We start from the raw sequence: 1,600 nt of genomic DNA, 5'->3' as shown, positions 1-1,600 counted from the left end.
AGTCATGATAATAGGGCCTTCTGATTAGAAGGCCCTATTATCAATGATTTTTATCCTCGTGACGACACTATCTAGGATCTAAGGTCCAAAATTTGTCGTTTCTAATACGAACTATCTGAATAAGGCTAGTCGTGATGACTTCTAATGATATATTGTGCAAGTTTAATGTTAAGACAAACCATGTTGCTTGAAAGTTCCCGCATCATTCTGGATTCACTACGAATTAAATAGGGTTCAAGACTACCTGAATATGCTCCCGATGTAACAACCGTCAACTGAGCTACAGAATTCCTTAATTTCTTGGACCCTGACAAGATATCTTCCTCAACCGCAGAGATGTAAACGGGTGAAGCTGCGATGACATAATCATCCCATGGTCTTTCTTCCATCAATGCCTCTATGGAATTTACCGAATTATCCTTGCCGAATGCGTTTGTTAATTCTCGCCACCACCGGCTATGGCTGAACGGTAAATCGTGAAAGGTAGCTTCATATGCGGAAACGAGGTCACGACTATTCAAAAAACCCATCCCGGCCGAGATCACCCACAACTCCAGGTTTTCCGTCGTGCGTAAAATCTCTTTTGCTGTTGACCAGTGATTACCGGCATATAGCGATAGTGCCGGTACTTGTGCTGCACTTTGCCCCCGGTTAATTACTTCCATCCAACTGGCCACTGCATCTTCAGGTTCCTGCCCGGCACGGATGTTTAGTTCCGGTCGGAAACCGCCGTGATGGTTCTTGCCCTTGGTGCAGGACGTAATCAGGTGTGTATGCCGCACTGTTGCCATTATGTTTCCCTCTGCCCAGTTTGTCTCGTCAATGTCCATCTTACGCAACAGGCCATCTTAGAAAACGAACAAGAGCAATACAGGCCTGTACGACAAATTCATTATACAATTAGTAAAGTCTTTACTAATAACTAAATACTAAAAACATATCCAAACCGTGACGCTGTCACTTATTTACAGCCTCAATAGGTTATTTATCGTACAATGGGATTTAATTACAGGTAAATCCCATAGATCTCACCTCCACCCCATAAAATAATATCCTTATATATCAGTGACTTACCCAGCATCATGAAGTGGCAGAACTTTTAGCAGATTCACCCCATTCAGGGTTATTAGGCAGGAGGGGTGATTGTGATATTCTTTTTTGGCATTTAGTAACTAGTAATAACTTTACGAAGCGTTTAGCTACGTGAAAATTTTAAGTGACGCATGAGCAATTAACCATGAAATGGATAACTCATAGCGCGATGAGGAAAGGAGAGATCAATGGGTGTGCATTCGGAACAAGACCTGAAGTTGAGTACCCGTACCGAACAGATTGCAAGTAGTCGTGATGCATCCATGCAAAAATTTTTGGACGGGATGAATTTAATTGCCGAGGCCTCAGCAATTTGCGGGTTTTCTCTGTTTAACAGTAAAATTATGGGCCCCAATGCTTTTGGCCTTCCGGCGTCTCTGGCCGGAAGTATCGAAGAAGGGCGCCAACAAATCGATCGTAAGACATGGAACTGAACCGCCCCGGGAATCCTGGAGACTAGGCTGTGTCCCTTAATCACCTGAGTTATAGTAACTGTCTTTTTCAACAA

Annotated in this window: 2 protein-coding genes; one reads left to right on the top strand and one right to left on the bottom strand. The window is 43.2% G+C overall.

The features are described 5' to 3' along the window. Window positions 1-125 precede the first annotated feature (125 nt). Window positions 126-791: a hypothetical protein gene (locus tag ACSZPU_RS25615; protein ID WP_499004417.1), complete on the bottom strand. Its 666-nt coding sequence runs from the start codon at window positions 789-791 to the stop codon at window positions 126-128. A 489-nt stretch (window positions 792-1,280) separates the two neighbouring features. Here ACSZPU_RS25615 and ACSZPU_RS25610 point away from each other — a divergent pair, with 489 nt between their 5' ends. Next, window positions 1,281-1,526, top strand: a complete 246-nt coding sequence (locus tag ACSZPU_RS25610) for a hypothetical protein (protein WP_499004416.1) — start codon at window positions 1,281-1,283, stop codon at window positions 1,524-1,526. The last annotated feature ends 74 nt before the right edge of the window (window positions 1,527-1,600 follow it).

It is taken from the genome of Phytobacter sp. V69 (genome assembly GCF_965644215.1).
Taxonomy (GTDB): domain Bacteria; phylum Pseudomonadota; class Gammaproteobacteria; order Enterobacterales; family Enterobacteriaceae; genus Phytobacter.
The sequence above is the reverse complement of the archived record's forward strand: the minus strand, read 5'-3'. Positions and strand labels throughout refer to the sequence as shown.